This window comes from Campylobacter concisus, from assembly GCF_902460595.1.
In the GTDB taxonomy this organism is placed as follows: Bacteria; Campylobacterota; Campylobacteria; order Campylobacterales; family Campylobacteraceae; genus Campylobacter_A; species Campylobacter_A concisus_BL.
Genome location: NZ_CABPVA010000001.1, coordinates 321,082 through 342,573, shown reverse-complemented (window position 1 = coordinate 342,573; position 21,492 = coordinate 321,082). Strand labels below are relative to the sequence as shown.

At 40.7% G+C, this 21,492-nt stretch carries 26 protein-coding genes; 7 read left to right on the top strand and 19 right to left on the bottom strand.

The features are described 5' to 3' along the window. The 3 genes from F3G86_RS01650 to F3G86_RS10620 all read left to right on the top strand — a co-directional run bounded on the left by F3G86_RS01650 (position 1) and on the right by F3G86_RS10620 (position 1,790). A complete protein-coding gene (locus tag F3G86_RS01650; RefSeq protein WP_149722795.1) occupies positions 1-315 on the top strand; it encodes a helix-hairpin-helix domain-containing protein in 315 nt (104 codons plus the stop codon). A 205-nt stretch (positions 316-520) separates the two neighbouring features. Beyond that, positions 521-994 (top strand): phosphoethanolamine transferase domain-containing protein, encoded by a 474-nt coding sequence (locus F3G86_RS10625; RefSeq protein ID WP_223228528.1) that lies wholly within the window; start codon positions 521-523, stop codon positions 992-994. Between the two features lie 130 nt (positions 995-1,124). Beyond that, positions 1,125-1,790, top strand: coding sequence for a phosphoethanolamine transferase (locus tag F3G86_RS10620; RefSeq protein WP_223228546.1), 666 nt, complete (start codon positions 1,125-1,127; stop codon positions 1,788-1,790). A 41-nt stretch (positions 1,791-1,831) separates the two neighbouring features. Here the strand turns inward: F3G86_RS10620 and glyS are convergent, their stop codons facing one another. The 17 genes from glyS to F3G86_RS01565 form a co-directional block, all read right to left on the bottom strand. Beyond that, the gene (glyS, locus tag F3G86_RS01640; RefSeq protein ID WP_103594318.1) at positions 1,832-3,850 is read right to left on the bottom strand and encodes a glycine--tRNA ligase subunit beta; all 2,019 of its coding nucleotides are present in this window, start codon (positions 3,848-3,850) and stop codon (positions 1,832-1,834) included. After that, positions 3,847-3,999 carry a hypothetical protein gene (locus F3G86_RS10300; RefSeq protein ID WP_180995627.1) on the bottom strand — a complete coding sequence of 51 codons (153 nt, stop codon included), beginning with the start codon at positions 3,997-3,999 and terminating at the stop codon, positions 3,847-3,849. Before F3G86_RS10300 ends, glyS begins: the two co-directional genes overlap by 4 nt. Positions 4,000-4,002: 3 nt before the next feature. Next, positions 4,003-5,385, bottom strand: a complete 1,383-nt coding sequence (locus tag F3G86_RS01635; RefSeq protein ID WP_149722794.1) for an endonuclease/exonuclease/phosphatase family protein — start codon at positions 5,383-5,385, stop codon at positions 4,003-4,005. Then, positions 5,382-5,861: a tRNA (cytidine(34)-2'-O)-methyltransferase gene (locus F3G86_RS01630; protein WP_103614725.1), complete on the bottom strand. Its 480-nt coding sequence runs from the start codon at positions 5,859-5,861 to the stop codon at positions 5,382-5,384. The genes F3G86_RS01635 and F3G86_RS01630 overlap by 4 nt, the downstream gene beginning before the upstream one ends. Positions 5,862-5,959: 98 nt before the next feature. Beyond that, entirely contained in the window at positions 5,960-7,126 is a 1,167-nt protein-coding gene (locus tag F3G86_RS01625) for a tRNA nucleotidyltransferase/poly(A) polymerase-related protein (RefSeq protein WP_149722793.1), read from the bottom strand. Next, positions 7,086-7,493 (bottom strand): CiaD-like domain-containing protein, encoded by a 408-nt coding sequence (locus tag F3G86_RS01620; protein WP_149723145.1) that lies wholly within the window; start codon positions 7,491-7,493, stop codon positions 7,086-7,088. Before F3G86_RS01620 ends, F3G86_RS01625 begins: the two co-directional genes overlap by 41 nt. Continuing rightward, positions 7,490-7,735, bottom strand: a complete 246-nt coding sequence (locus F3G86_RS01615) for a hypothetical protein (RefSeq protein WP_021089560.1) — start codon at positions 7,733-7,735, stop codon at positions 7,490-7,492. Before F3G86_RS01615 ends, F3G86_RS01620 begins: the two co-directional genes overlap by 4 nt. Then, positions 7,716-8,798 (bottom strand): 3-isopropylmalate dehydrogenase, encoded by a 1,083-nt coding sequence (gene leuB, locus F3G86_RS01610; RefSeq protein ID WP_149722792.1) that lies wholly within the window; start codon positions 8,796-8,798, stop codon positions 7,716-7,718. Before leuB ends, F3G86_RS01615 begins: the two co-directional genes overlap by 20 nt. 9 nt (positions 8,799-8,807) lie before the next feature. Then, entirely contained in the window at positions 8,808-9,293 is a 486-nt protein-coding gene (locus tag F3G86_RS01605) for a 3-isopropylmalate dehydratase small subunit (protein ID WP_107929440.1), read from the bottom strand. Between the two features lie 98 nt (positions 9,294-9,391). Beyond that, complete coding sequence (locus tag F3G86_RS01600) at positions 9,392-10,285, bottom strand: DUF4299 family protein (RefSeq protein ID WP_149722791.1); 894 nt, start codon at positions 10,283-10,285, stop codon at positions 9,392-9,394. A gap of 80 nt (positions 10,286-10,365) precedes the next feature. Beyond that, the gene (locus tag F3G86_RS01595; RefSeq protein WP_223228527.1) at positions 10,366-10,524 is read right to left on the bottom strand and encodes a hypothetical protein; all 159 of its coding nucleotides are present in this window, start codon (positions 10,522-10,524) and stop codon (positions 10,366-10,368) included. Positions 10,525-10,592: 68 nt separating this feature from the next. Next, positions 10,593-11,192 carry a LysE family translocator gene (locus F3G86_RS01590; protein WP_149722790.1) on the bottom strand — a complete coding sequence of 200 codons (600 nt, stop codon included), beginning with the start codon at positions 11,190-11,192 and terminating at the stop codon, positions 10,593-10,595. 272 nt (positions 11,193-11,464) lie between these two features. Continuing rightward, entirely contained in the window at positions 11,465-11,956 is a 492-nt protein-coding gene (locus F3G86_RS01585; RefSeq protein ID WP_149722789.1) for a DUF1877 family protein, read from the bottom strand. An 84-nt stretch (positions 11,957-12,040) separates the two neighbouring features. After that, positions 12,041-13,087, bottom strand: coding sequence for a type II asparaginase (locus F3G86_RS01580; RefSeq protein ID WP_149722788.1), 1,047 nt, complete (start codon positions 13,085-13,087; stop codon positions 12,041-12,043). Between the two features lie 85 nt (positions 13,088-13,172). Continuing rightward, positions 13,173-13,508 carry a branched-chain amino acid transporter permease gene (locus F3G86_RS01575; protein WP_103571250.1) on the bottom strand — a complete coding sequence of 112 codons (336 nt, stop codon included), beginning with the start codon at positions 13,506-13,508 and terminating at the stop codon, positions 13,173-13,175. After that, positions 13,505-14,167 (bottom strand): AzlC family ABC transporter permease, encoded by a 663-nt coding sequence (locus F3G86_RS01570; protein WP_149722787.1) that lies wholly within the window; start codon positions 14,165-14,167, stop codon positions 13,505-13,507. Before F3G86_RS01570 ends, F3G86_RS01575 begins: the two co-directional genes overlap by 4 nt. A gap of 94 nt (positions 14,168-14,261) precedes the next feature. Further along, positions 14,262-15,113, bottom strand: a complete 852-nt coding sequence (locus F3G86_RS01565) for an MBL fold metallo-hydrolase (protein WP_149722786.1) — start codon at positions 15,111-15,113, stop codon at positions 14,262-14,264. Between the two features lie 168 nt (positions 15,114-15,281). On the opposite strand from F3G86_RS01565, the gene F3G86_RS01560 reads away from it, so the two are divergent. The 3 genes from F3G86_RS01560 (at position 15,282) to F3G86_RS01550 (ending at position 17,524) form a co-directional block, all read left to right on the top strand. Next, positions 15,282-16,241, top strand: a complete 960-nt coding sequence (locus tag F3G86_RS01560) for an SEL1-like repeat protein (RefSeq protein ID WP_149722785.1) — start codon at positions 15,282-15,284, stop codon at positions 16,239-16,241. 41 nt (positions 16,242-16,282) lie between these two features. Further along, positions 16,283-16,690 carry a hypothetical protein gene (locus F3G86_RS01555; protein ID WP_188116401.1) on the top strand — a complete coding sequence of 136 codons (408 nt, stop codon included), beginning with the start codon at positions 16,283-16,285 and terminating at the stop codon, positions 16,688-16,690. A gap of 90 nt (positions 16,691-16,780) precedes the next feature. After that, entirely contained in the window at positions 16,781-17,524 is a 744-nt protein-coding gene (locus F3G86_RS01550; protein ID WP_149722783.1) for a tetratricopeptide repeat protein, read from the top strand. Positions 17,525-17,645: 121 nt separating this feature from the next. Here F3G86_RS01550 and flgG read toward each other — a convergent pair whose 3' ends face one another. Further along, a complete protein-coding gene (gene flgG, locus F3G86_RS01540) occupies positions 17,646-18,434 on the bottom strand; it encodes a flagellar basal-body rod protein FlgG (protein ID WP_002942100.1) in 789 nt (262 codons plus the stop codon). A gap of 15 nt (positions 18,435-18,449) precedes the next feature. Then, positions 18,450-19,259, bottom strand: a complete 810-nt coding sequence (locus F3G86_RS01535) for a flagellar hook-basal body protein (protein ID WP_149722782.1) — start codon at positions 19,257-19,259, stop codon at positions 18,450-18,452. Positions 19,260-19,407: 148 nt separating this feature from the next. On the opposite strand from F3G86_RS01535, the gene rpoD reads away from it, so the two are divergent. Next, entirely contained in the window at positions 19,408-21,261 is a 1,854-nt protein-coding gene (rpoD, locus tag F3G86_RS01530) for an RNA polymerase sigma factor RpoD (RefSeq protein ID WP_107805630.1), read from the top strand. Positions 21,262-21,492 lie beyond the last annotated feature (231 nt).

Sequence of the window (21,492 nt, the reverse complement as noted above, 5' to 3'; positions counted from 1 at the left end):
ATGAAAAATTTAAAAATTTTACTTTGTCTAGCGCTTGCAAGCCTTGCGTATGGCGCTGATCTAAACACAGCTAGCAAGAGCGAGCTAATGAGCCTTGGGCTAAATAAAAGCCAAGCACTAAATGTCATAAAATATAGAAAAGCTCATAAATTTACAAGCATCGAGGAGCTTGAGAAGGTTCAAGGCATCGGCTTTAACGACATGCAAAAGGTCAAAGAAAAACTTAGTGTAAAAGATAGCCAAAAGGCGAAAAAAGCTGAACCCAAAAAGAAGTCAAAAAGTAAGAAGCTAAAAAGTAAGAAGAAGAAAAAATAGTTTTTCTCTTATAAATTTCTAGCCATTTGCATTTTAGCTCTATCATCACGCTCCTGAAAGAATGTGGCTAGAAATGCTAAACATCGACAAAATAAGACATATAAGCTTTTTGTAATTTTTAATTTTATTTGTAGCTTATATGTTTTTCATAAACTACATATTTTTATTCAAGGGCGTGTTTTTAGGATTTTTATCGGGCGACACTTTGTCTTTTTCTATACTGCTTTTTGCTCTACTTAGCATATTTTTTCTTTTGCTCTTTGCTGGAGTTTTTTGCATTTTACTTGTGCCATTTTTGCTAAAACCTCTTGCTATCTTTCTCATCATGATTAGCAGTATATCTGCTTACTTTATGCAAGCTTACGGCGTCATTATAGATAAAGGCATGCTATTAAACGTCTTACACACTGACACAAGAGAGGCTTTTAGCTATTTTAATACCAGCTTAGCCATTTGGTTTATTTTTGCAATCATCCTGCCTTGCATATATGTAGTGCTTGTAAAGATTAGCTATGGAGGTTTTAAAAGTACGCTTAGATCAAGGATGAAAATAGCCCTTAGCACTTTGGCAAGTGCGGCAGTAATCTTTGCACTCATGTCTAAAATTTTATACCATTTTTTAGAGAGCATAACGCCTCAAGCGTCTTACTACCATACTATCCTATCTACTCTGGTATAAGATTAGCAAAGTCTTTGACGCAAAAACCACTGCTTTTTACCTACGTGGCAGGTGACGCAACGCTTACTAACGATAAAGCGAGAAATTTTTTAGCAACCGCGAGGCTAAGGCTCGTGAAAATTTAGTTGATATCATCAATAAACTTGGCATAAAAATATACTTTTTTGGTAACAATAGTGGCGACTGCGAAAAAAGAGGAGCGGTGGTTTGCGACAATCTTGATCAAAACCACACCTCAGAGCACAGAGCAGCTGGCTTTGATGAAGTGATATTTGATGAGGCAAAAAAGGTCATAAAAGATGCAAATTCCACTACATTTATCGTGCTACATTTGCAAGGCTCACATGGCCCTATCTACTACAAAGGCTACCCAAGTAAATTTAAAGAATTTACCCCAACATGCGACACCGCCGAGCTAAACAAATGCACGCCAGATGAGATAGCAAACACCTATGACAACACCATTTTATACGAGGACTATCTGCAAAGCGAGCTGATAAGCGCCCTTGAAGCAAGAAAAGATAAATTTGAAGTTGCCATGTTCTTTTTCTCAGATCACGGAGAGAGCCTAGGTGAAAATGGCATATATTTACATGGCCTGCCTTACTCCATCGCTCCAGATGAGCAAAAGCACATCCCAGCCATCATCTTTTCAAGCGATAGCGAGCTTTTAAAAAGGCTAAAAGCTAGAAGAGATGAAAGCCTTTCGCATGATTTTATCTTTAGCTCAGTGCTTGGATATTTTGGGGTAAAAACTAAGGCTTACGAGCCAGAATTTGATATTTTTAAGGAGTAAATTTAAAGCCAGCCTAGGCAAAGCCTAAAGCTGGCACAAATTTAAAAGCTGATCTCTTTTATATCAGCTACTTTTAGTATCTCGCTATAAATTTGACCGATGATCGCGACGCGGTTATTTCGCACTTTCTCGTTTTCAACGTTTATCATAACTTTGTCAAAAAACTCATCTATCTGCGGTTTTAGAGCAAATAGCGCTTTTAGCCTTGGCTCGTATGCTAGGCTCTTATCGACAGCTTTAAACGCATCATTTAAGGCCTTTTCAGCATCTATCTCAAAGAGGCTCTCATCGACCTTGCTAAATTTATCATCTTTTATGATGTTTGCAAGGCGCTTAAATGTCGAGAAATTCTCTCTAAAATTTGGCTCACTTGAAATTTTAGCAAGCGCCTCTATCATCTTAGTTAGCTCCAAGATGTCCTTTTCGCCACTTTTTATGCACGCTTTTACGATAGAAGCGTTTGCGTCAAAGAAGGTGTAGAGCCTATCAAGGATGAAATTTATAAGCACTTCAACGTCAAATTTCTTATAATCTTTTGCGATATCTTCTAAAATTTCTTTTACGTTAAATTTCAAATTATGCGCCAAAACGATCTTTATCACGCCATTTGCCGCACGTCTTAAAGCGTATGGGTCCTTGGTGCCGCTTGGTATTTTGCCGATGCTAAAGAGCCCCATTAGCGTATCAAGCTTATTTGAAAGCGCCACAACTGAGCTAAAGACCTTGCTTGGGCACTGCGCCTCCTCGCCGTCTGGCAGATACTGCTCTTTAATGGCTAGAACGACGTTTTCATCTTCGTTTTTAGCCTTTGCGTAGTAAGCGCCCATGATGCCTTGAAGCTCGGTAAATTCATAAACCATCTGCGTTGTAAGATCAGCCTTGCTTAGCATCACAGCTCGCTCTAGCTTGCTCCCGTACTCGCCAGCCTCTTTTTTAAGTAGCTCATCATAGTTGCTAGCTAGTTTTTTAGCCACTTTTAGCTCTCTAAGCTCTTTTTCGTAGATGCTTCCAAGCTCTTTTAGGTAGGTTATATTTTTTAGTTTTTCTGGGCTAAATTCGGCCTTAAGGTCGCTTTGCCAAAAGAACATCGCGTCGCTCAGCCTTGCTCTTAGCACCTTTTCATTGCCTTTGATGATAAGCGAATAGTCCTGTGTAATGGCGTTACTAACGACAATAAAGCCATTTGCTAGCTTGCCATCTTTAAAGACTGGAAAGTAGCGCTGATTTTCTTTCATCGATGTGATGATGACCTCGCTTGGCACCTCCAAAAACTCCTCTTCAAACGAGCCAAGAAGCGCCGTTGGATACTCGGTGATAGACACGACTTCAGCTAGCAGCTCTTTATCTATCTCGATCTTTAGCCCACTTTTTTGGCTAATCTTTTCAAACTCATCAAGGATTATTTTTTCTCTCTCATCCGCTTCAAGCACGACGCCACGGCTCTTTGAGCCATCAAAATACTCTTTTATATTTGAAATTTTTATCTTATCGTAGCTGATGCTTCTGTGAGGATAGGTAGAGTTACTGCTCTCTACGCCAAATTTGTTAAATTTAATGACCTCATCGCCCAGCAAGCACAAAAACGATCTTATCGGACGGATAAACTCAAATTCGCCGTTGCCCCAGCGCATAGACTTACCAAAGCTAAGGCTCTTTAAAAACTCCTCGACCATGTCGCCCATTATCTTAGCGACTGGCTCGCCCTTCACCTCTTTTTCGTAATAAAGCACCTCTTTGCCGTCTATCTCTTTAAATTTAAGCTCACTCTCGCTTATGCCACATTTATTTGCAAAACTAAGCGCAGCATTTGTAAAAGCTCCGTCTTTTAGCGCTACTTGCTTTGGCGCACCAACAAAGCTAGCTACGCTATCTGGCTGAGCTTGCGGGAATTTCTCATGGAAAAAGACCAAACGGCGCGGCGTGTAGTAAAATTTAAACTCGCTTTTGATGTTATATTTTTCAAGCACAGCCTGCCATTTAGCGTTGATGTTTGGCAGCTCCCTTAAAAATGGTATCGCTGGGAGCTCCTCGACTCCGATCTCTAGTAACAACTCTTTCATATCTCACTCTTTTTATTAAAATTTTCTCTTTTTTCTCTTATCATCTCTCTTGCTCTCTCCTTCTCTTGCGCCTGCACAATGACGCCTCTTATCATAAATATCACAAACAAAACAAACGCTGCGATCATAAAAATATCTAAAATTTGCACCATCTACTCCACAACGATCTCTTTTTCGTTTTTATAAATTTTCACCCTCGCCTGCTCAAAGCTATACTCACCATCTTTTAGCCTTTTTTTGCTATAAACTCTGATCTTGCCATGCGGTGTATGCAAGTAGCCACTCTCTAGCCTACCTGAAATTTTAGCGATCACATCGCCGCTTCTTGCAATGCTTAGCTTTGAGCTATCAAGTAAATTTTCGCTTACATCTTTTGTGCCATGCTCATTTATGATCTCATAAGAGCTTACTTCAAGCGCCTCTTTGTAAAATTTCACTCGCCTGATCAAAATGTCAAGCTCATCGCCCACGCCGACGCTATTTTTAGGATCATAAACGTAAATTCCACGGCGATTTTTTGAGATGATAAAGCCATGCTTATCTTTTAAGATGACAACAGCTTTTTCAACTAGCACTGGCACATCCTCAGGATGCTCAAAAAGCGCGTCTATGTCAGCTTTTTTATAGTTTTGATCATCTACTTTTTTAGCTTCTTTTTTTAAATTTTCATTTGATTTAGCAGGACTTGGTTTGGTTGAGATTTTAAATTTGAGCGCAAAGTGGTCTGAGTAAAGATCGCTCTTTGCAAAGCCATGCTCATCGACCACAAAGCTTGGTTTAAAGACCTCAAAACTGCCATCAATGTAGCTTAGATCGCCATTTGCCATAAAGCTAGGCGAGAGCAAAACGTGATCAATAGCTCGCTTTTTGCCATGAACTGCATGAGAGTATCTATCTTTTGGGGCTAAAAAGCTATAAAGATCGTAAAATCCACGAGTTGCGATGATATCGTTTAAGATGGATTTTTGCCCATAAGGTGAGTTAAAATCGCCCAAAACTATGACATTTTGCTCGTTACCTAGAGCTGCTCTTAGCGTTCTTTCGGCCTTTTTTTGCATATTTATGCCGTTTTTGTAAGCTGGGAAGTGATTAACAAAAACGCTAAATTTCTTACCCTCCACCTCAAAAACAACCTTTAAAATGTTTCTAGTTTTTACATTTGGCACTTCAAAAATTTCACTGCCATTTGGCTTTATTTTTGACACAAGAGCTAGTCCGACTGGAGAGTTTTTTGCCTTGCTAAAGGCTATAAATTTATACTCACTGCCATCAACCAAAGCCCTTAAAACCTGCTCGTTTTCAACCTCTTCAAGTGCGATGATGTCGGTATTTATAGCGTCTATGACCTGTCTTGTTCTTTTTAGTTTTGAGCTAGCCGCCTCGCAGTCCCACTTTGAAGTGCTAGATTTAAAGTCAGGATATTCGCTGCCATCGTCCTTGCAGTCAAATAAATTTTGCACGTTATAAGTTGCGATGCTTATCTCGCTAGCAAATGCAACCAAAACAGCAAAAACTAATACAAAGAGCGCTCTCAAACCTCGCTCCTAAAGTCAAATTTAGAGATGTTTTGCCTGATCGCCTCATACGCGATGATGCCAGCACTCATAGCTAAATTTAAGCTCCTGCCCTCTTTTCCCATCGGGATCGTTATGGCATTTTTGAAATTTATATCCATAAATTCTCTTGGCAGTCCAGTGCTCTCTCCGCCAAAAAATATAAAATCCCCTGGTTCAAATTTAGCGTCATAGTAAAGCCTATTTGTCTTTGTTGTAGCAAAGAAAAATCGCTCTTTGTGGCTTAAATTTGCCTCCAAAAACTCATCTAGGCTCCCCCAAATTTGTGGCTTTAAAATTTTCCAATAATCAAGCCCAGCACGTCTAACAGCCTTTTCACTCAGATCAAAGACCGTTGGCTTAACGATGTGAAGCTTTAAATTTGCATTTACGCACATTCTGCCGATAGCTCCGGTGTTTTGCGGTATCTGAGGATGGACTAGGACTATGTTAAACATAAATTTATTTTTGCCTTAAAAAGTGTTATAAACTGCCTTATTCTAGCCAAAATGGGCTTTTAAGAGTTTTAAAATTTAAATTTTACTTATCTATAAATTTAGCGTTTTGCAAGAGTTTCAAGGTGCTTAGTGATGGCAAGCAACTGCCTTCGTTTTATCTCAGCGGCGATCATCTCATTTTTAAAGCCAGCCGATAAGATCTCGCTCACATCAACCTTTGCGTCAAATTTAGCTTCATATACTCCAAGCTCTTTTGCACGCTCTATGCGCTCTTTATTATAAGCTCCCAGCCATGATTTTAAGGGCATATTTAGAGCAATTTCTAGTAGCTCATTGTCTCTTGGCATCTCTTTAAAATATGGCTCTTTTAAGATAGAAAAGTAGCTCTTTGGCAAGCGCATTTTCTCTAAAATTTCCTTTGCGTCAAGCTCAAATTTACCAAAAAGCATATATAAAAACAGCCTCTCGTCATCTACAAATTTCCTAGCGCTCTTTAGCTCAGCCAAAAATTCATCACTCCCACAAATTTGCACGCCAAAAATTTGCTCAAAGAGAGAGAGCTTAAAAAGATAAAACGCCCCTTTTTCAAGATGCTCTGAGCGAAAAAATTTAATGAGCTCGGTATTTATCCTATCCTTACTTAGATGCGCTAGATCAAGCGTTTTCATAAGCTCTAGTGTCTCGTCCGCTATGCTAAAACCAAGCCTAGCGCTAAACTGCACGCCACGCAACACTCTTAGTGGATCCTCTTTAAATTTCTCACTATCGATGTGTCTTAGCGTCTTGCTCGCAAGGTCCTTTTTACCGCCATGAAAGTCTAAAATTTCGCCGTTAAAGATGTTCATCATCATGGCATTTACCGTAAAATCACGCCTAAGACTTGCAAGGCTAGGATCGTTTATGTAGCTTACAGCAAAGTCTTTGTGCGAATTTCCAGTCTTACTCTCGCTTCTAGGTAAGCCAAGATCGTAGTTTTTGTATTTGTAGATGAAGTAGCTTTTGCCAACACCACTAGCTCTTATGCCAGTCATCAGCTCGTCAAATTTAGCTGGCTTTATGTCATAAACTTCGATGTCATAATCATAAATTTCTCGCCCCAAAAGCGCGTCTCTCACGCAGCCGCCGACTAGATAGACACGCTTGCTAAATGGAGCAAATAGTGATCTAAAAAAGTCTAGCTCGCTATTTTTGTAAATTTCTGTCCCAGTTTTTGCCTCAAATTTATTATTTTGAGAGATTTTGGAGTCTATTTTCGATATTTGCAAGGGTAAATTCTAAAAATTTAGTCGTTAGCTCTAGCCTTTGGCTAAGATCTTGTTCGCTAGTTTTCTTAAGCCCTTCAAAAAGCACCTCGATGCGCTCAGCAAGGTTTGCTAAGAAAATTTCCTCATCGCTTATCTCCCTGCTCTTTGGTGAAATTTGTGCCACCTTTAGCTCTGGCTCGCTTTGCAAATTTGTCTCTATCTCTGGCTCATCGGCCGTCTCTTGCTCCCTAGCTTCCATAGCCAAAAGCTCTTTTTTTAAATTCTCCCTTTCGAGCTCTTCTTGCTTTTTACTTTGTAACGCCTCTATCTTCTCAAGCTCGGCACTAACCTCACTAATGGCCATCCTAGCGATATCATCAAGCTTCATAATCTTATCAACCACCTTTTAAATTCATTTATCTCTTCGTCACTTTTCATCCTGATGAAAAACTCTTTCATCTGCTCGTTTTTTATCGCGCGCTCCTTGCGAAGTCCGCTCAGGCGGTTTATCGCGCTAAGGGCATCCTTGTTTGATGGGTCTTGTTTTAAGATGTTCTTGTAAATTTCAAGCGCATCGTCTTTTAGCCCTTGAGCCTCGTAGATCAGTGCTTCAGTGATTGTGTTTTTCATTTTTGATAAATCCTGCTATCACGTCGCCTATCTCGCTTGTTGAACAAATTTCAACTGCGTTAAAAGCGGCGATATCTTTTGTTCTATATCCCTTTGCAAGTGCTGTTTTTACGGCACTTTCTATCGCATCTGCCGCCTCGCTCTCGCCAAATGCGTATCTTAGCATCATCGCTGCACTTAAAATGGTAGCTATTGGATTCGCTATACCCTGCCCTGCGATGTCTGGAGCTGAGCCATGGATAGGCTCATAAATTCCCACTTTACCGCCCATACTAGCACTTGGCAAAAGTCCTATCGAGCCACAAACCATGCTCGCTTCGTCGCTTAAAATGTCGCCAAATAAATTTTCAGTAAGTATGACGTCAAAATTTGCAGGCGCTCTTACTAGCTGCATCGCTGCGTTATCGACGTACATAAAGCTAAGCTCCACTTCAGGATAGCTCTTCGCCACCTCGCTAGTCACCTCGCGCCAAAGCTGGCTTGTCTCAAGCACGTTTGCCTTATCGACCATACAGACCTTTTTCTTGCGAAGCATAGCCGTCTCAAAGGCGATCTTTGCGATGCGCTCGATCTCAAATTTAGTATAAACCATCGTGTTAAACGCTCTATCTTCGCCTTTTTCACGTGGCTGGCCAAAATAAAGCCCACCAGTTAGCTCACGAACCACGACAAAATCAACGCCTTTTAGCACCTCTGGCTTTAGCGTGCTAGCATCAACTAGCTCGTCAAAGATGATGGCTGGGCGTAAATTTGCATAAGCTTCTAGCTCTTTTCTGATCTTTAAAAGTCCGCTTTCTGGTCTTAGGTGTCTTGGCAGGCTGTCCCATTTCTCGCCACCGATCGCTCCAAAAAGCACAGCGTCGCTATTAAGTGCTGAGCTTAGCGTCTCATCTGGCAGTGGCTCGCCAAAAACGTCGTAGGCTGCGCCGCCCATTAGCTTATAGTCGTACTCAAATTTGATACCAAACTCAGCGCTTACAACGTCTAAAACCTTTATCGCTTCGTCAATGATCTCAGGGCCGATGCCATCGCCTTTTATAACGCAAATTTTATAGTTTTTCATCGCCGCTCCTTAGTTCATCTTCGCTTTTGCGTACTCGATAAGGCCGCCAGCGTTTAAAAGCTCTTGCATAAATGGCGGGATAGCGTTAAATTTATACTCTTTTTTTGTGCTTTCATCTACGATGAAGCCGTTATCTACGTCGATCTTTAGCGTGTCGCCCTCGTTTATCTCCTCAGTTTCTTTGATCTCTAGTATCAAAAGCCCTGTGTTAAAGCTATTTCTGTAAAAAATCCTCGCAAAGCTCTTAGCCACAACAGCTGCTATGCCAGCCTCTTTTAGCGCTAACGGGGCGTGCTCTCTTGAGCTTCCGCAGCCAAAATTTTCGCCAGCTACTATGATGTCGCCTTTTGCTATTTTTGAGCTAAATTTAGGATCGGCGTCTTCCATGATGTGTTTTGCTAGCTCTTTTTCGTCTGAAGTGTTTAAATATCTTGCGGCGATGATGATGTCAGTGTCGATGTTATCGCCAAATTTCCAAACTTTGCCTTGTTTCATTTTTAACCTTTAGTTTTGTAAATTTGGGCTGATTTTAACCAAAAGAAGCTAAATAAATAATCAAAAAGCCAAATTTAGTGCGCCAAAAAGCCCTAAATTTAAGCCTTTGCCCTTTGTAAAATTTCTTTCATCTCATCCTCGCTAAGTGGCTCAACTAGCACGTTTGCAGCGTCGATAAAGCGGTACTTTTCTTTTGGTAAATTTGCCATGAAAGCTCCATATTCACACTCATCAAGCACGTGAGCGTCACTATCATCCACGCCCACAACTAGCGTAAGCACCCAGCGTGAGACCTTGCGATCCCCGAGCGCCTCTTGCGCCTGCCATGACGGAGTTGGAGCGTAAGGCAAGATGGTCGGTAAATTTTCACTAAGCGTATATGCGCCCAAAATTTCGTTGCCGTCTTTGTCTTGATAGAGGTGCTCTTTTGCGCTGTATGCGTCAAGATACTGCACCTGCCTCATCATCTCATCAAATTTAGCCGCAGGGCTGGCACTAGCAAAAATTTCATCTACCATAACCGCGTCAAACGCCACATCACGCCCCACGCCAGAGATATAAAGAGTTTGATTTTTCTCTTTTATATCTTTTAACGCTTCAAGCCCCCACATGATGTCAGCCTCGTAGTCAAATTTTAAAATTTGCTCACTATCATAAATTTTTTCGTTGTCGCACTCTATTTTTGAGCCAGTTTGAGCCGAGAGCTTTGAGAGTAGCTCAAGTGCGACCTGCCAGTCGCCGACGCCACTTGGAGTATAAACACGCACGATATAGCAGCCATCTTCGTAGTTTAGCTCGAAGCCACGAGCGCTCTTTTGCCACACGCCTGCGATCATCACGTCAGCGCCCAGCTCATTTGCGCTTGGCTCCTCTTGCTCGCTGTTAAAAAAGAAAAGCCCCTCAACAAGAGCTGAAATTTCACGCTCGCTTAGCGCCTTTGCGTATCCGCCAAGTAGCTTCTTTTTATTTTTTACACTAAATGTCAAACTCATAAATTCTCCTTTTTTGCTCTAAAATGTCATCACCTGATCGCACTCTCTCACCCACTCGGACAAGATATCCATGCTACCTTTCACCTCAGCCTCAAAATAAGGCTCTCCCACATGCAAACCACACCTTGTTTGGCAGCTACCACAAACCTTAGCATCGCGCCACCAGCGTAAAGCTCCTTTAGCATCGCCACAAGACCCGCATCGTAGTTTTTCTGGCTTTTTGGTGCTATTTCACACAAGATAAACTACGCATTTGGTAGTGCAAAGTTGGAAAATTTTAGCCAAATCAGGTAAAAAGGGGATAAATTTATCTAAAAAATAAAAGCACGCCGATCGTGCAGACTATGACGGCGGTGCAAATTTCAAGTAGTCTTAGGTGCGTTTGTAAAAATTTCTTTAGCATAGCTCCGCCAAGTGCGTAGATATTTAGCGATAAAAACTCGATAAAAACAAGCGTTACGGTGATAACGCACATGCGAACTAGGCTAAATGGGGCGTCTTTGTCTAAAAATGTAGGCAGCAAGGCTGATAAAAATATCCACGCCTTTGGGTTTGAGACGCTAACGATGAAGCCATTTATAAACATCTGCTTTTTGCTTGGCAAATTTGATACTTTCGTGATGCTAAGCTCGCCCTTGCCAAAAAAGAGCATCGCACCAAGATAGAGCATATAAAGGCCTGCGATGATATTTAGCACCTTAAATGCATACTCAAAATGATGTAGCACCGCTCCTACGCCCAGCATACAGCTAAACGAGACAAAAGCAAGTGCTAAAAGCTGCCCAGCCATCACGAAAAATGAGTGCTTGTATCCAAGACTCATGCCAACGCTCATCGCATAAGTCATGTTGATACCTGGCATCATCGAGATCGGGAAAATCGTGACAAAAAAGAGCAAGAAATTCATGAAGCGCCTTGAAATTTTAGTGAAATGCTAAATCAAAATCTATAAATTTATGATAAAAGAGCGCTTTATTAGCAAATTTAGCCTGCTTTTGGACGTGAGAAATTTGGCTTTTGGTGCTAGGAATATAAATTTAATAAATTTAGCGCAAAAACAAGGGCGATTTTGTGTGTATTTCACAGCCTATATGGCAAATTTAGGGCACTCTATAAATTTAATTGCCTTCAAAGCTAGCTAAATTTAGAGCAAAATAGCCCCACTAAAAATTTAGAAATTTAGCCTATTACTATCAGCATGCCAAGCCCTTTGTCGGCGGCATTTTGATAAAAATTTAAAAGCCCGACAAAATGCTCTTTTAGCTTTTCTTTTATATTTTCAAATTCACTCTCGCATCCAAAAATATCAGGATATGTCTTTGAGCTAGCAAATTCTTTTAAATTTATATTTGCCAAAAGTGCGCTAATCTCAACATTTTTCAACGCCTCAGCCACCTCTTTTACATCTGTGGCACTAGCATAAGAGATCATCTCGCTTAGCTCTTCGTTTAGCGCACTACGCCCAAAAATAGCCCAACTAAAAGGCTTTTTTGAGCTAAAAATATCGCCAGCCTTAAGCCTCTCCTGAAAATTTGTGCCAGTTAGCATCTTACACATCGCGTCCCACATCTTGTCCATGTCGTATTCGTCCAAAAGTTCGCCGTCGCCGCCATTTTTGATCATCTCTATATCATCTTGCGAGTAGGCATAGTAGTGCGCGCTGATACCCATTTTAGAGCCTTAAATTTAATGTAAATTTGAGAAAAGAGAGGGCGGAGCTATAAATTTAATAGTTCCGCCACAAGAATTAAAAAATTAATGAGTTAAGAAAAACTCTTGAATTTTAGCTTTGTCGCTTGTTTTTGTAAGAGCAAGCATCAAAAGTACTCTAGCTTTTTGAGCGTTTAGGTTATCGCTTGTTAAAAAGCCGTATTTTGCGTCATCGACTTCGCCGTTCATAGTTGTCTCGCCGCTTCCCACGCGTGAGTCACGAACTACCACTACGCCAGCTTTTGAAGCCTCGCCAAGAGCCTCTAGCACGCTAAAGTAAGGGTTGCCGTTGCCAAGACCAGCGCTAATTATGCCTTTTGCGCCGTTTTTAACAGCTACATTTACAAAGTCAGGGTTGTCATTTGCGTGAGAGTAGATGATATCAACTCTTGGAAGCTCTTTTACGCCAGTTAGGTCAAATGCTGAGCTTGCTGTGTGTTTTCTGATCGGGTTCATATAGTATTTTACGTTGCCATAAAAGACTGTGCCGATTTTGCCGCTGTTTGGTGATTTAAACGTATCAACGCCTGTAGTGTTGGTCTTTGTCACCTCACGAGCCGCGTGAATTTCATCATTCATAACAACTACAACGCCCTTAACTACGCTATCTTTGCTGATAGCTACATTTACAGCGTTAAATAAATTTAGTGGGCCATCAGCACTTAGTGAGCCGCTATTTCTCATCGCACCTACAAGCACGACTGGCTTGTCGCTTTTAACGACTAAATTTAGAAAGTAAGCTGTCTCCTCCATAGTGTCTGTGCCGTGAGTTACAACGATACCATCAGCTTTGCCGCTGTTTAGAAGTTCGTTTATTCTATTTGCAAGCTTAAGCCAAACTTCGTTATTCATATCTTGTGAGCCGATATTTGAAATTTGCTCGCCTTTTATGGTAGCGATCTTGTTGATATCTGGCACGGCTGCGATAAGTTTATCGACCGTAACAGTTCCAGAAGTATAGCTTGAATCAAGCGAGCCTGAGCCGCTTCCTGCTATCGTTCCACCAGTAGCTAGGATGTAGATGGTTGGCTTAGCAACCGCTAAAGTAGCACCTAAAATCATGAGTAATACCGCCTTAAAGATTAAACGCATTTTAGCTCCTTTGCATTAAAATTTGCTAGAGCATTATAACGTCATATATTTAAAAAATTTATTAATTTTCAAAATTTATATTTATTTAAAAAATTCTTATCAAAAGCATATAAATTCCGGTTGAAACGACTATGCTAAGAAGGGCGTTTTTAAACTTTAAATGCACCAAAATAGCCGTAAAAACCGCCACTATCTCGCTTAAGCCATATGGAAACTCGCTAAATTTCGTATCTTTTAGCCCGTAGCAGACCAAAACGACCATTATCATCATACCCATATGCTTCTCAATAGCGTCTAAATAAGGGTTTGGCTTATAGTTTCTTAACGCATAAAACGGCGTCGCCCTCGTTATAAAAGTAGCCAAGGCACTTAAAAGCACCGCCACAAAAAGCACCATCTCGCTTGAGCTTACACTTATCAAATTTTATCCTTAAACAAAAGCAAAAATATAAAACAAAGCGCCATCGAGCCAACAAGCACAAATTTAGCTGGAAACAGGCTTACTCCAAGCACGCCAAAAAAGGCCGCCGCAAAGAGCACGCGGTAGTTTTTATCATTTTTAAACATCTCGATGACAACCACTATAAAAAGCGAGGTCAAACTAAACTCAAGCCCCTTTGTATCGGCCTTGATAAAGTCACCAAGTATCGCTCCAAGCAGCGTTCCAGCCGCCCAGTAAGACCAAGCAAGTAAATTTAGCCAGGTAAAGACAAAACTTCGCTCACTTGCATCTTTTAGCCCTAAATTTTTAAATATCGCAAAGGTCTCATCTGTTAGCAAAGCGATGTTTAAAAGCCTAAATTTGATCCCGCTATACTCTTTTAAAAGCGAAATCCCATAAAAAGTGTGGCGCAAATTTACAAGATAGCTCACGATAAATACCTCAACGTAGCTCGTGCCCACACTAAAGAGCGAGAGCATCATAAACTGCGCTGCTCCGCCGTATCCAAGCATGCTAAGCGCCATGGCGATAAATGCGCTCACTCCCATGCTCTTTGCCAGCACGCCAAAGGCGACACCAAGCGGAAAATAGCCCATAAAGATAGGAATGGATAGTTTAAAAACGTAGTTAAATGTCAAATTTTACCTTCATAAAAAAGCCGAAATGTTAGCAAAAATTTGAAAATTTAGGATAAAGGCTAGAAATTCTAGCCTTGCAGGGTAAAATTTGAGATTAAAATTTGATGATCTCGCCGTCATTTGGGATAGTGATCTTGCTCTCTATACCTTCTTTTTTAACAAATTCACGAAGATCCTTACGGCTTACACTTGTGTGATTTACGGCGTCCATATGCACTGCAATGATAGTCGCGCCATTAAGCACTTTTGCAGCGTGAGCTACGTCGGCTTTGCCCATTATGATACCGTTGTCAGGAAATGCTAGCACGCGAGCGTCACCCGTATTCATCACGACTACACTAGGATTAAATTTGTTTAGAGCCTTATTTACGTCCGCAGTCCAAAGTGTATCGCCCATGACGTAAAGCGTTTTGTGCCCCTTTGCCTCAAACACGACGCCCATCGCATCGCCCAAAATAGCACCAAGCTGTTTATTTTCATACATCTCTGCTGTGCCGTGAGCGCCGCCTGCTTTATATAGTTTCACTCCTTTAAATTCAGCCGATTCGTCTAGCACTCTTACATCTTTAAAGCCTTGCTTTTTGATTAGCGCCGCATCATCGTTATGCTGAGCAAAGATAACGATATTTTTAGGTAAAATTTCAGCCGCGACCTCATCCCAGTGATCAGGATGCGTGTGCGTAACGATGATCGCATCGACGCCCTTATACACCTCTTTTGCATCCATAGGAAGTTCTATCAAAGGATTTCTAAGGTGTGAGTTTAGCGTCCCCTCAAAGCCAGGATATTTACCCTTTGGTGCAAGATACGGGTCGAGCAAAAAGTTCGCTCCCGCATAGTTTATCTTTGCGGTAGCGTTTCTGATATGCTGAAAGCTGTCTTGTGCGTTTGCCACGCCAAAGCCCAAAAATAGGGCGACTAAAAATAAAATTTTGTTTATTTTCATTATTTCTCCTTGTAAAATTTACTAACTAAAAATACCAAAAAAGGCTAAAAATATATTTAAAAGAGTTAAATTTAAAGAATAGATTTTGTTCTTATAAATTTAATGACCTTTTCGCATTTTAAAACTAAATTTTATAAAATAACAACAAAATTTATAAAGAAAATTTCTATGAAAAAGATAGTTTTACTAATATTTTTAACACTAAATTTAATAGCTTTAACAACAAATCCAAAGATAAAAATCCCTCAAGCAAATAGCTGCAATATCGAGGATAACTGCATTGATTTTAGCCGCAGATACAGCGATGATGAGTATAAAAGGCTATTTGGAATTTATAAAAGTGAGTGCGAGGTTAAAAATTTAGACGCATGCATCTATCTGGCTGAGTTTTATAAAAATGGGCTTGGCGTAAAAAAAGACGCGAAAAAATCACTAGAAATTCTTAACAAAACCTGCGATGAGAGCAATAAATTTGCCTGTCACAACCTTGGTGTTGAGTATCAAGAGATGAAAGATCACAAAATGGCTTTAGAAGCTTTTAAAAAAGGCTGCGATCTAGCTTTTATACAAAGCTGTTTTAACGTCGCAGTTTTATATAATAATGGCGGCGGCGTAAAAAGAGACTACAAAAAGGCTGCTAAAATTTACAAAGAAGTTTGCGAGCAAAATTTCTATGAAGGATGCTACAATCTAGCAGTTTTATACCACAACACGCCAGGCGTAAAGCGCGACTACAAAGAAGCGGTAAAGCTTTACAAAAAGGCTTGTGATAGCGACTTTGGCATATCTTGCTACAACCTAGCGAGCTTATATCAAGAGCAAAAAGAGTATGAAAAGGCCAGTAAGCTCTATTTTAAAGCCTGCAAGCTTGACTTTGCCGATGCTTGCAATAACCTAGCCAGCCTTTACGACGACGCTCTTGGCGTAGAAAAAGATGATGAAGTGGCGTTTAGATACTACAACAAAGCGTGCAGGCTAGATAGCGCAAGTGGGTGCAAACATCTTGCATACTTTTACTATCATGGCATAGGGACAAAAAAGGATAAAAAGCTGGCAAAAAAAGAGCTTAACAAAGCTTGCAAGCTAGGCCTTAAAGAGGCTTGCGAGATAGTTAGAGATTTTCACTAAAAAGCATTTATGAAAAAACTAATTTTTCTTTATCTCTCTTTTTGCTTCTAAATGCAGAAAATTTAGACGAGATGTGCCAAAGTGAGGGCGATATAAGAGCAAATTTAACGAGCTGTTACAAGGCTGCTACAAAAATTTATAACTCTTCAAGCGATGATAAAGATTTCAAAAAGCTACAAAAGATATTTTTACTAGCTTGCGAAAATGATATGAAAGAGGGTTGTTACAGCGCTGCGCTCAACTACCAAAATAGCTACAATGACGTTAGTAGCGAGCTTAATCAAACTATCATATTAAATAGATACGCTAGATTTCTTAACTACGCGCTTTTGGGTGGCGGCAAAAAAGAAGATAAAACGACTGCCAAAAGCTACTTTACAAGATCATGCGAGCTAGGCTTTAAAAAGGGCTGCGATATGAAAAATTTGCTAAATTCTCTTGGGTATTAAATTTCACATCCTAAACGATAATGAGAATATATTTACTATAAATTTAGACCTTTTTATCTAAACTTATTTAAATTTTTAAAAAGGCAAGCAATGAAAAAGATCGTTTTACTTTTATCTTCTGCGGCTCTTTTGTGGAGTGCAAATTTAGACCAAAAAGCGCTTGAGACAAAGTGCGAAAAGGCTGACGCCGCAAGCTGCTACGAGCTTGGAGCTATCTATCAAGAGAGCAAAAACTACCAAAAAGCGGGCGAGTTTTACAAAAAAGCTTGCGAGCTAAAACATGCAAGTGCTTGCAGTAGCGTGGGCGTGCTCTACGACATGGACTACATAAAAGATGTAAATAACAAAAATGCAGCCAAATTTTACCAAAAGGGCTGCGAGCTAAACGACGGCTTTGGCTGCGCAAGGCTCGGCTTTGTCTATACGCTAGATAAAAACTATCAAAAGTCAAAAGAGCTCTTTTTAAGGGCATGCGAGCTAAAAGATGGCGACGGATACTACGGCCTTGCACTTTTATACTATGACGGAAATGGCGTAGAGCAAAACGCCAAAAAGGCAAAAGAGCTCTTTGAAAAGAGCTGCGAACTAGACGCTCCTGCTGGCTGCAATAGCCTTGGCATGATGCTTCATAGCGGAAAATACGTAGAAAAAGATCAAAAAAGAGCTAGCAAACTCTTCATAAAAGCTTGCGAAATGGACTTTGGGGATGGTTGTCACAACCTTGGGGTTATTTATTATGAAACAGAAGGAGATAAAAATTTAGCTAAAAAGTACTTTGGCAAGTCCTGCGAGCTAGGCAACGACGAAGACTGCCAAATTTACAATGCTCTATAAATTTAATGCACCTGACTTTTGGGACCCTTGCCCTTTGGGGTCCTATCTGAAAAGTAAAAAACATCAAGCGTAAAAGCAACGAGTATGAGTCCAACAATAGCCAAAGTCGCGTCCATATCACCTACCTTTTAAGTCCATTTACTATCTCTAACATCGAGTCACTCGTAGTTATCGCCTTTGAGTTCGCCTCGTATGCGCGCTGGCCTGTGATAAGATCAGTCATCTCTTCAACAAGCTGAACGTTACTCATCTCAACAAAGCCTTGTCTAATGGTGCCAAGTCCGTCAAGGCCAGCCACACCCACCACCACGTCGCCACTAGCGCTTGTTTGGAGGTAATTATTATCGCCCATCGAGTGAAGACCGGCTGGGTTTATGAAATTTGCTAGCTCGATCTGACCTATCTGAGCCATGTCTGTTTCACCAGCTTGCAAAACTGAGACGGTGCCGTCAGTGCCTATTGAAATTTGCGTCGCATTTGCAGGGACTGTGATCTGAGGGATGAGCTGGTAGCCGTCGCTATTTACGATCGTGCCGTTTGCGTCAAGCTTAAATGCGCCGTTTCTAGTATAAGCCGTCGTGCCGTCAGGGAGCTGAATTTGAAAAAAGCCGTTGCCAGCTATGACCATATCTAGGTTGTTGCTAGTCTCTTTAAAATAGCCCTGAGAGAAAATTTTATTTATCGCCGTTGGGCGCACGCCAAGACCTACTTCGATGCCTGTCGGGCTTGTGGTAGTCTGGCTTGTGGCAGTGCCTGCGTACTCCATGACTTGATACATAAGATCGGCAAATTCAGCTCTATTTTTCTTATATCCATAGGTATTTACGTTTGCAATGTTGTGTGAGGTTACGTCTATCTGCGTCTGCTCGGCGATCATGCCAGTGGCCGCAGTGTAAAGTGATCTCATCATAGTTTTATCCTTTTATTAAGCTTTTAGGGCTAGTTTTTGAACAGCATCTTGGTTAAGGTCAGTCATGTGGCTTGTCATAACCTTTTGATACATATCAACTAAGCGTTGGGTTTCTATTAGACCCACCATTTCTAAGACTGGATTTACATTTGACATCTGAGCGTAGCCTTGCATCACGCTATCAGCCTCGTCAAGCTCGGTTATGTCGTCAAAATTTCTACTCTCAAAGAGATTGTCGCCGACCTTTTTTATATCTCTTATCTCTCTTGGCTGAGCGATGTAAAATTTAGAAAATTGATTGTTATTTGAGTATAAATTTCCATTTTTATCAGAGGTTAAGACCTCGCCTTGTGGCACTTGAATGCCTCTTTGGCCAGGATTTTGCGCCTCATAGCCACTTGGCAACACTCTATAACCCTCTTTTGTGACGATGTAGCCATCGCCATCAAGGCTAAAAGAGCCATTTTTGCTTAGTTTTACGCCATTTGGAGTATCGACTAAGAAAAAAGCATCGTCTCTTTTTATCGCAAAGTCAAGTGTGTTTGAGCTGTATTTAAAGCCGCCAGCGCTAAAGTCGGTGTATTCTTCGCTCACTTGTGGTACGCGATCAAGCATTCTGTTTAGAAATTTAGCTCCGTCTTTTGTGTGATTTTTAAGCGGAAGCTCATCTTGCGTCTCTTTAAAAATTCTCGCAAAGTCACCGATGACTACGTCATTTCGCTTGTAGCCAATCGTATTTACATTTGCAAGGTTGTTTGAGATGACATTTAGTCTGTTAAACTGCGTTACCATGCCAGCAGTGGCTTGATAATAACCATTTTGCATAAATTTTCCTAATCAAAATTTGATTTTTATAGCTACTAAGCAATCATCGTTCCAACTTTCTTTTATAGACATTTAAAAAATTTTGGGTATAATCCACTTTCTTTTAACCAATACTTAAATCACGATGATACGATTTGAAAGGAAATTTATGAGCGCCGCAAAAGACTCTTTTTCTCAGATAGAAGAGCTTTTTGTTGAAAATGCAAAAGGCTTTTTGACATACGAAAAATTAGTAAAATTATTAGACAAAGCTCCGACGGCTACGGTAGTAAAAAAGATAGAACAACTAGCAAAAACAAATAAAGTCCAGCTCATCACATCTGCTGAAGCTGCAAAGCTTAGAAATTTAGCTGACGCTAAAAAACGTCAAGAAAATGCTCAAAAAAGCGACCAAGATATCGACGAGGATCTCGATCTTTCAGGTGAGAGTGACCTTTTAGAGTGGTCAAGATCAGATAGTCCAGTAAGGATGTATCTAAGAGAGATGGGCCAGATTGCACTTCTTACAAAAGAAGAAGAGGTGGAGATTAGCAAAAGGATCGAGCTTGGCGAAGATATCATCATCGATGCATTTTGCTCGGTGCCGTTTTTGATCGATTTCATACTTGATTACAAAGAGCCACTTATCAATAGAGAACGCCGCGTAAAAGAGCTTTTTAAAAGCTTTGAAGACGAGAGCGAAAACGAAAATGAAGATGGCGAAGAAGATATAGACGAAGATGATGAGGAGAACGAAGAGAACGAAACTCCTAAAAAATCAGCCAAAAACGACAAGCGCGCAGAAAAAGTTATAGAGAGCTTTAAGGCCCTTGAAAAGGCTAAAAAAGAGTGGCTAAAGACCGCAAACAAGCAAGATAAAGTAGAAAGCGACGACACAGCTTCAAAGATGACGCTTGCATTTAAAAAGAAAATTTTAAAAGAGAAGCTGATGGACCTTGGCCCAACAAGCAAGCTTATCAGCGAGATCGTAAAATCAATGGAGACAGCACTAAAAAGCGACGATGAATTTGACAGAGAGCTAAAACGCTTGGAGTATCGCTTGCCGATGTTTAGCGACGAGCTAAAGAAAAATCACAAAAGCATCTTAAAAGATATCATCAAGCTTAGCAAAGAAGAGATCGCAGCTCGTGTACCAGAGGCTACGATGGTCTCAACCTACGTCGAGATCAAAAAGCTTTTTACGACAAAAGAGGCAAGCAAACAAGGCTTTGACCTTGAGCCAGCAAGACTAAAAGAGATTTTAGAGCAGATCAAGCGTGGAAAGAAAATTTCAGACGAAGCAAAAGCTAGAATGGCTAAGTCAAACCTCCGTCTAGTCGTAAGTATCGCAAAACGCTATACAAACAGGGGCTTACCATTTTTAGATCTCATCCAAGAGGGCAACATCGGTCTTATGAAGGCGGTTGATAAATTTGAATATAGAAAAGGCTATAAATTTTCAACCTACGCCACATGGTGGATCCGCCAGGCTATCTCGCGCGCGATCGCTGATCAGGCAAGGACGATTAGGATACCTATCCACATGATAGAGACGATAAACCGCATCAACAAAATCAACCGCAAATACCTCCAAGAAGAAGGCAAAGAGCCTGATGTAAGCGTCATCGCAAAAGAGGTCGGACTAAGCGTCGATAAGGTAAAACAGGTAATCAAGATCACAAAAGAGCCTATCAGCCTTGAAGCTCCGATCGCAAACGAAGAAGACGGTAAATTTGGAGATTTTGTCGAAGACAAAACTTCGCTATCACCGATAGATCAAATTTTAAAAAGTGACCTTAGAGAGCAGATCGACGATGTGCTTTCACAGCTAAATGAGCGCGAAAAGGCGGTTATTTCGATGAGATTTGGCTTGCTTGAAGACGAGAGCGACCGCACGCTTGAAGAGATCGGCAAGGCACTAAACGTCACTCGTGAGCGCGTCCGCCAGATAGAAAGCTCGGCTATCAAGAAACTAAAACACCCAAAAGTTGGTAGAAAACTTAAAAACTACATCGAGGGCTAACAAGCCCTACCCTTTTGGGCGTCCGCATCTAAACTCTTTAAATTTATATCCTAGTCTATAATTAAGTTATTTTCGCGACCGAACCGCCAAAAGAGATAAGCAAAAAATTTAATGTTTTTGTATAGCATTCTACCATACTTTGGTGTATATACTCTTATTTAGACAGCTTTTCTTTTGGTAAATTATTAGCGTCTATACCATTTAAAGGACTTTCTCTTTGAAAAATTTATA

Bases quoted from the DNA above. Each gene is read 5' to 3' on its own strand.
- F3G86_RS01650 (WP_149722795.1), top strand. From the start codon at position 1: ATGAAAAATTTAAAAATTTTACTTTGTCTAGCGCTTGCAAGCCTTGCG.
- glyS (WP_103594318.1), bottom strand. From the start codon at position 3,850: ATGAAAGAGTTGTTACTAGAGATCGGAGTCGAGGAGCTCCCAGCGATA.
- F3G86_RS01630 (WP_103614725.1), bottom strand. From the start codon at position 5,861: ATGTTTAACATAGTCCTAGTCCATCCTCAGATACCGCAAAACACCGGA.
- F3G86_RS01620 (WP_149723145.1), bottom strand. From the start codon at position 7,493: ATGAAGCTTGATGATATCGCTAGGATGGCCATTAGTGAGGTTAGTGCC.
- F3G86_RS01615 (WP_021089560.1), bottom strand. From the start codon at position 7,735: ATGAAAAACACAATCACTGAAGCACTGATCTACGAGGCTCAAGGGCTA.
- leuB (WP_149722792.1), bottom strand. From the start codon at position 8,798: ATGAAAAACTATAAAATTTGCGTTATAAAAGGCGATGGCATCGGCCCT.
- F3G86_RS01605 (WP_107929440.1), bottom strand. From the start codon at position 9,293: ATGAAACAAGGCAAAGTTTGGAAATTTGGCGATAACATCGACACTGAC.
- F3G86_RS01600 (WP_149722791.1), bottom strand. From the start codon at position 10,285: ATGAGTTTGACATTTAGTGTAAAAAATAAAAAGAAGCTACTTGGCGGA.
- F3G86_RS01590 (WP_149722790.1), bottom strand. From the start codon at position 11,192: ATGAATTTCTTGCTCTTTTTTGTCACGATTTTCCCGATCTCGATGATG.
- F3G86_RS01585 (WP_149722789.1), bottom strand. From the start codon at position 11,956: ATGGGTATCAGCGCGCACTACTATGCCTACTCGCAAGATGATATAGAG.
- F3G86_RS01580 (WP_149722788.1), bottom strand. From the start codon at position 13,087: ATGCGTTTAATCTTTAAGGCGGTATTACTCATGATTTTAGGTGCTACT.
- F3G86_RS01565 (WP_149722786.1), bottom strand. From the start codon at position 15,113: ATGAAAATAAACAAAATTTTATTTTTAGTCGCCCTATTTTTGGGCTTT.
- F3G86_RS01560 (WP_149722785.1), top strand. From the start codon at position 15,282: ATGAAAAAGATAGTTTTACTAATATTTTTAACACTAAATTTAATAGCT.
- F3G86_RS01550 (WP_149722783.1), top strand. From the start codon at position 16,781: ATGAAAAAGATCGTTTTACTTTTATCTTCTGCGGCTCTTTTGTGGAGT.
- flgG (WP_002942100.1), bottom strand. From the start codon at position 18,434: ATGATGAGATCACTTTACACTGCGGCCACTGGCATGATCGCCGAGCAG.
- F3G86_RS01535 (WP_149722782.1), bottom strand. From the start codon at position 19,259: ATGCAAAATGGTTATTATCAAGCCACTGCTGGCATGGTAACGCAGTTT.
- rpoD (WP_107805630.1), top strand. From the start codon at position 19,408: ATGAGCGCCGCAAAAGACTCTTTTTCTCAGATAGAAGAGCTTTTTGTT.